Origin of the sequence: Silvibacterium sp. (assembly GCF_047605705.1) — a bacterium.
GTDB lineage: Bacteria > Acidobacteriota > Terriglobia > Terriglobales > Acidobacteriaceae > Silvibacterium.
This window is the reverse complement of sequence record NZ_JASGFD010000060.1, coordinates 20,916-27,885: the sequence shown is the minus strand read 5'-3', so window position 1 is coordinate 27,885 and position 6,970 is coordinate 20,916. Positions and strand designations below refer to the sequence as shown.

The following is a 6,970-nucleotide window of genomic DNA, read 5'->3' as shown; positions in this document are numbered from 1 at the left end:
AATCCCTGGAGTTTCGCTGCAAGCTGAGGCAGCCAGAGATCCTGTCCCTGCGGCTCCATGGTGTGCGCGATGACGACTGCTTTTTCATACGCGGCACGTGCGGCAGCCGTATCGCCTGCTGCGGATTCAGCATCTCCCAGAGCCACGTTGGGCGAGAAATCTTCAGGCGCCTGCTCGACCGCGGCCTGCGCTTCGCTTACAGCATCAGATACGTGCTTTGCGGCAAGTGCATCCTGAGATTTCTGTACCTGAATCGTCGCGGCAGCGAGAGGGACATTATAGGTTCCGTTGTAGACGAGCACGCCGTCATCGATGAGCGCATCCGGTTTGATCGCCTCAAAGCCGCGATACGGGCTCAGGATCACGGATCCGTATTCGAAGCCTGTCCAGCTTCCGGCACTCAGAAAAACCGGCCCGTGAATGACGGGAGGCACCGTGTACTGCTCATCCACGCTCATGGTGTCAGGCGTGGGGAGAGGCCGGCAGGGGATGCCATAGCTGTGAAAGTCCACGAAGGGCTGTACGAAATAGGCGAACCAGCAATCGGCGATGTGGTGCTCGTCGACATACTTCTTCACGTCGATCAGCTGCTGGCCCCAGTCGGTGTTCGAATCGTTCAGATAGAGATGCGTCTTCGCAGGTCCGCCCCATAGTTCGTTGGCGTAGGCAATGTCGTTGGGATAGGCGCGCAGGGAGGAGATCACGTGCAGCGCGGCCAGTGCAAGGATTACGCCTGTCCATACGCGGCTTTGCCGGGCCAAGCTCAGTGTCGCGCCCGCGACGAAGACCGAGAGAAATACCCAGACAGGCAGAATGTGGCGTGCGCCGATGTTCAGGCTGGACGTCATGGCGACGAAGAAGTAGATCGCAGGCGGAAGCAGCAGGAAGAGTGTTTCGAGCGGACGGCGCAGCCTGCCGGTGAGCCATGCCGCAAGCGCGAGCACGAAGAGCGCAAGGAAGCCCAGCGTCGACTTGAGCACGAAGACGACAGGGAAATAGAACCACACGCCGTGTTCGTACACCTTGCCCAGCACGAAGCTCTGCATACCGTTGGCCATGGCGCGGACATCGGTCAGTCCATAGAGCCAGGACTCCGGCAAAAGATGAAGCTTTGCGAAGAGCAGGATGCCGTGCGCTTCGAGCGGCCGCAGTGGATGCGTGTAATCGGCGAGCGTGGGCGCAAGCGCCAGTGGCGCAGGGCGTGCGGAGTAGCGGAATCCGTAGAAGGCCCAGAGCACCGCGCATCCCAGCAAGGTGATGACGGCAGCTGCTATGGCCAGCTGCTTTGCTCCCGGTAGCTGCAACGGCCTGCTCTCATTGCGGCGCAGGCGGCTCAACAGAAGTACACCGCATAGCAGCAGGAAGAGAATCGGGGCTAACAGCACGGCCGAGTGTTTGCTCGCGAGCGCGAGTCCGGCAGCCAGCGCGGTTACACACAGGCGCGTCCACGTTGGCCGCTGGATGTATCGATAGAGCGCGTACACCGTGGCGAAGAGAAAGCACGAGACGCCGGAGTCGGTCGTCACATACGCGCCGTGTGCCACGATGCTCGGTTCGAAGACCAGAAGCGTGAGCGCCAGCAGCCCGGCTTCAGTCGAGAACATCTCCTGCGCTGCGAGGAAGACAAGCAGCGCCATCAGCAGCGTAAGGCTCATCGCGGCCATGCGCACACGAAAGACGAGCGTGTTTACGGGATACTGCGGGCCGTTGCCGAAGAGAAAGGTGCGGCCGCTGAGGTACGACTCGGTTTTGAAGAACCGGCCCTGCAGCTTGGGCACATGGAGCGGCAGCGGCAGCAGCGGAAGTGTGGCCACCAGCTTTACCAGCGGAGGGTGCTCGGGGTTCAGGCCAAAGTCGCCGGTCTTCCAGCTCATATAGCCGGCGAAAATGTGGTTGTCCTCGTCCCAGGTGAGGGACTGGCCACGGACGGCGTGGATCATCTGGGCGGCAAAGGCAGCAATCAGCAGCAGAACGCATGCGGCGGTCAAAGCTCGCCGCCGTTGGAAGAATCCGGACATGGCAAGAACTGTATCGCAGGCAAGCGAACTGATACAGCGCAGAAGCAGGAAAGCCCGACCGCATGGCGATCGGGCTGAAAAGAAGAACTCCGGTGGCGCTATCGGTCGCGCGCGACGACGAAGTCCGGTACCCACAGCAGGGCTCGCTTGTAGTCCGACTCGGGCAGGAAGCTGAGGGCCTGGCGGGCGGTCTCGGCGTATTCGAGCGCGATGTTCATCGCATACTCGATCGAGCCATGGCGTTCCAGGATGGCGAGAATCTGCGTGTGGGTCACGCGATGGAAGTCGCGGTCCTCGAGGACCGTGCGGATGGCCTGGCGATCTTCCTCTGAGCCGTTCTCGAGCGCGTGGATGACGGCCAGAGTAGCCTTGCCCTCGCGCAGGTCGCTCGCCACCGGCTTGCCCAGGACCTCTTCCGAGGCGGTCAGGTCGAGTACGTCGTCGACGATCTGGAAGGCCATGCCCAGCGCGCGGCCGTACTCGCCCATCCGCTCTTCGGCTTCGGAAGGTGTATCGGAGGCAGCGTGGCCATTCGTTTGCGATTTAGGAATTCCGGCCAGCACCGCGCCGAGACGCATCGAGACTTCAAAGAGGCAGGCGGTCTTGCGGTAGATGAGTGCGTTGTAGTCGCTCTCACCGATACAAAGGCCGAGCTTCTCCATCTGGAGCAGTTCGCCTTCGACCATCTGCTGGGTCAGGCCGATCAGCAGATCGAGGATGCGGAAATTGCGCTCCTCGAGCGCCACGCGGAAGGCCTGCATGTAAAGCCAGTCACCGGCGAGGACGCATTTGCCGTTGCCCCAGGTGGTGTTGGCCGAGGGGCGTCCGCGGCGGGTGTCGGCGGCATCGATGATGTCGTCGTGCACCAGCGTGGCGGTGTGGACCATTTCGACGACGGCGCCGAGGCGGACCATGGCGTGGCCCGAAAAGCCCTGGGCGCGCGCAGAGAGCAGCAACAGCGAAGGACGGAGGCGCTTGCCGCCGCCCTCGCGCAGATAGCCGGAGATCTGGGTGATGACGGCGACGGATGAGACAGCATCGGCCTCGAATTCGCGTTCGATGGCGCGAAGGTCGTCGTGCAGCAGGTCAAAGACTTCTTTTGCCGTTGCTATGGCCAGTGTGCTCACTCGGGCTGATACTCGCTGTCTTTCCGGTCGCCTGGAAAAGTGAATAAGAGAACTAGTTGGAACGGAAGTTCGTGAACTGAAGATCGATGCCGAAGTCCTTACCCCTCAGCAGCGCGATCACTTCCTGTAGAGTATCGCGATCCTTGCCGGTGATGCGGACGGTGTCGCCCTGGATCGTGGCCTGAACCTTCTTCTTCGAGTCCTTGATGACCCGGACGATCTCCTTGGCCTTCTCGGAGGGCACGCCCTGCTGCAGGGTTACCTTCTGGCGGACGCTCGATCCCGTCGCCGGCTCAACCTTGCCGTACTCGAGGTTCTTGAGCGGAATGCCGCGCTTGACCATCTTCTGCGAGAGGATTTCCTTCACCGCGTCGAGCTTGTACTCGTTCTCGCTGGCCAGCTGGATGTCCTTATCCTCGTTTTCAAGCTTGATCTCGGACTTCGAATCCTTCAGATCGAAGCGGGCACGAACTTCCTTCACCGCCTGATCGATCGCATTGCGAACTTCCTGCACATCGACTTTGGAGACGATGTCAAATGAATTATCTGCTGCCATTACGCTGCTCCGTCTCTTTTCAGAGTATCTGTTCGTTTCTTATTAGATTATCCGCCCGAAGGGTGGAATCCGCGCTCAGGCGGGAAATTCCTGACCAGCTGCGGTGCGGAAAAGGCGATAAAAATTTTGCGTGGTACCGAAAGCGGCTTCTTCTGGAGAGATGCGCTTGACCGCCGCAACGGTGCGTGCCACTTCCGCCACCCATGCCGGCTCGTTGCGCTTGCCGCGGTTGGGAATCGGCGCAAGGAAGGGCGCGTCGGTCTCAATGAGCATGTGTTCGAGCGGCAGCTCGGCCATCACATCGCGGATGGGCTGCGCCTTGGGGTAGGTCGAATTGCCAGCGAACGAGATCAGGAAGCCGAGGTCGAGGGCCTGTTGAGCATGGTGAAGTTCGCCGGTGAAGCAGTGTAGGATGCCGCCGAGACCGGTCGGACGCCATTCGGCTTCGAGCTGGGCCAGCGTGTCGTCCCAGGCGTTCGCCGAGCCGTCGGACGGGCGGCAGTGAATGATGATCGGCTTCTTGCGCGAAGCGGCGATCTCCATCTGGCGCGAGAAGGCCGCCATCTGCACCTCCCGCGGGGCGTTCTCAGGATGGTAGTAGTCCAGGCCGATCTCGCCGCAGGCGATGACTTCGGGCGCCTGCAGGAGTTCGTCGAGCTTGGTGCAAGCCGCGTTATCGAGCTGCGGAATATCCTGCGGATGGACCCCGGCCGAGGCGAAAATTTTCGGGACACCCGGTTTGCCTGCATACTTACGGGCGATATCGAGGGCCTCGTGCATGGTGTCCGGCCCGTCGCCGATGCCGATCGAGAGGATGGCGCGGACGCCCGCCTCATGCGCGCGGCGGAGGAGCGCGTCGCGGTCCTCCGCGTAGCGGGTGCTGTCGAGATGGGCGTGGGAGTCGATCATGCTTACTTCAGGCGTGCGCCGATCTCGATGTCCTCGATAAAGGCAGCCAGAGCGGGCTTGCCGCCCTCGAGCGAGGCGGCGACGACCATGCCGTTCGACTCGAAGCCACGGAGCTTGCGCGGAGCGAGGTTGGCCACGATGACCACCTTGCGTCCAACCAGCGACTCGGGGGCGTAAGTTTCGGCGAGTCCAGCCAGGATCTGGCGCTGCTCGTAGCCCAGGTCGACCTCGAGGCGCAGGAGCTTATCAGCCTTGGGAACGCGTTCGGCAACCTTGATTTGGGCGACGCGCAGGTCCACCTTGATGAAGTCGTCGATGGTGATCTCGGGGCTGCGCTCGGGGTAGGCCGGACCAGCAGGCGCGGCTTCCGCAGCGCCATCGCCGATGTTGTTCTCGACAAAGGTCTCGAGCGCGGTGATGGCGGCCGATTCCGAGGTGGACTCGGAGATGGCCGTGGCCAGGCCTTCGAGCGCGGACTTCAGCCGCGAGGGGTGTTCTGCGGGGGCGGTGGGAGTTTCGGCCACCTTCGGCGTTTCGGCCACGGGTGCAGCCGCTGCTGCGGCGGAGTTGTTCTCTTCTTCGATCTGCTTCATACGGTCGACAGCGTCCTTTTCTGCGCGGGGGAAGACCGGGCCCAGTTCGCCGAGCTTCGTGCCCGGCTGCAGGCCTCCCCATGCAAGGTTCTTCAAATCTGTGGTGCGGATATCGCCCAGGCCGAGCTGGGCCCATACCTTGGCGGCGGCATCGGGAATTACGGGATAAACCAGCGCGGTGAGGATGCGGATGGCCTCAGCGGCGGTGTAGAGCACAGTCGCGAGCTGATAGCGAAGTAGTTCATTTTCGGACGAAGCTAACTTCCACGGAGCTTCTGCCGTGATGAAGACGTCCACCTCAGAGATAAATCCCCAAAGTGTGGCCACCGCACGGGAAAAATCTAGTTTTTCGAACTCCTCGTTAAACTTCTCTGCTATCTCGGGAAATCTCTCCGAAAGATAGGCTTGCTTGCCAACCTGATTCCCGGCAGTTGCATGGTCCGAATCAGGGTAAGGTTCGGGCGCAGGGACCACTCCATCGAAATACTTGCCGATCATCGCCAGTGTGCGGCTCACGAGGTTGCCGTAGCCGTTGGCAAGGTCCGAATTGTAGCGCTGGACCAGCGCGTCGAAGGAGAAGTTACCGTCCTGCCCGAAGACGATCTCGCGCAGCAGGAAGTAGCGCAGGGCATCGGCCCCGAGGACTTCGAGGATGGTCTCCGCGCGTACGATATTGCCGCGCGACTTCGACATCTTGCTCTCTTCAAAGAGCAGCCAGCCGTGGCCGACGATCGACTTTGGCAGCGGCAGACCGGCGGCCATCAGGAAGGCCGGCCAGTAGACGCAGTGGAAGCGCGTGATCTCCTTGCCGACGATGTGCAGGTCGGTGGGCCAGAACTTCTCGAACTTCGAGGTATCGTCCGAACCCCAGCCAAGCGCCGTAATGTAGTTGGCCAGCGCGTCCATCCACACGTAGATGACGTGCTTTTCGTCGCCCGGCACCGGGATGCCCCAGGTGAAGCTGGTGCGGCTGACCGAGAGGTCTTTCAGACCGGCTTTGACGAAGGACATGACCTCGTTGCGGCGCGTGGCGGGCTGGATGAACTCCGGCTGCGACTCGAAGAGCTCGAGCAGCGGGCGCTCAAACGCTGAAAGCTTAAAAAAGTAATTCTCTTCGGAGACGGTCTCGGTGATGCGGCCGCAGTCGGGGCAGGGCGCGCCCGGAGGCACATCGACGAAGGCCTCATCGGAGACGCAGTACTGGCCGGTGTAGGTGTCCTTATAGATGAAGCCCTTGTCGCGCAGCAGGGCGAAGAGCTTCTGAACGGCGCGGGTGTGGCGCGGCTCGGTGGTGCGGATGTAGTCGTCGTAGGTGAGGCCCATCCGGTCCCACAGGGCCTTGAACTGCGCCGAAACCTTATCAGTGAATGCCTGCGGGCTCAGCCCGGCCTTCTCGGCCGAGCGCTCGATCTTCTGGCCGTGCTCGTCGGTGCCGGTCAGGAACCAGGTTTCGAAGCCGAGGGCGCGCTTGCGGCGGGCGATGGCGTCGGCCACAACGGTGGTGTACGTGGTCCCGATGTGCGGACGCGCGTTGACGTAGTAGATCGGCGTAGTGAGATAAAACTTGTTCGACATGGGCAAAAAGAGTGCAGTCACAAACCTGGGTTTGTGTGCTCGACTCTTCAGGTTAAAGGAGTTGCAGGGCTTAGTCGAGGTCGGCGGCCACGTGGGTTGCCGACCCGATCGGAGAAAAGCCCCCTGATAAACTCAAAGGGCAGATTTTGAAGCAAAATCCATCTTTTGAAGCCCTTCCGGGCTGGTGAATCG

The 6,970-nt window shown here is 61.5% G+C and carries 5 protein-coding genes; all 5 read right to left on the bottom strand.

Annotated features, from left to right (window positions below; all coding sequences use genetic code 11):
- On the bottom strand, nucleotides 1–1,988 hold a 1,988-nt coding region (locus QM649_RS17340), incomplete at its 3' end, for a phospholipid carrier-dependent glycosyltransferase (protein ID WP_415200327.1).
- 128 nt (nucleotides 1,989–2,116) lie between these two features.
- Nucleotides 2,117–3,145, bottom strand: a complete 1,029-nt coding sequence (locus tag QM649_RS17335; RefSeq protein WP_415200326.1) for a polyprenyl synthetase family protein — start codon at nucleotides 3,143–3,145, stop codon at nucleotides 2,117–2,119.
- 52 nt (nucleotides 3,146–3,197) lie between these two features.
- Entirely contained in the window at nucleotides 3,198–3,701 is a 504-nt protein-coding gene (locus tag QM649_RS17330; protein ID WP_415200325.1) for a YajQ family cyclic di-GMP-binding protein, read from the bottom strand.
- 75 nt (nucleotides 3,702–3,776) lie between these two features.
- Complete coding sequence (locus tag QM649_RS17325; protein ID WP_415200324.1) at nucleotides 3,777–4,610, bottom strand: TatD family hydrolase; 834 nt, start codon at nucleotides 4,608–4,610, stop codon at nucleotides 3,777–3,779.
- 2 nt (nucleotides 4,611–4,612) lie between these two features.
- On the bottom strand, nucleotides 4,613–6,799 hold the full coding sequence (gene metG / locus QM649_RS17320) for a methionine--tRNA ligase (RefSeq protein ID WP_415200323.1): 2,187 nt from the start codon (nucleotides 6,797–6,799) through the stop codon (nucleotides 4,613–4,615).
- Nucleotides 6,800–6,970 lie beyond the last annotated feature (171 nt).

Bases quoted from the DNA above. Each gene is read 5' to 3' on its own strand.
- QM649_RS17330 (WP_415200325.1), bottom strand. From the start codon at position 3,701: ATGGCAGCAGATAATTCATTTGACATCGTCTCCAAAGTCGATGTGCAG.
- QM649_RS17325 (WP_415200324.1), bottom strand. From the start codon at position 4,610: ATGATCGACTCCCACGCCCATCTCGACAGCACCCGCTACGCGGAGGAC.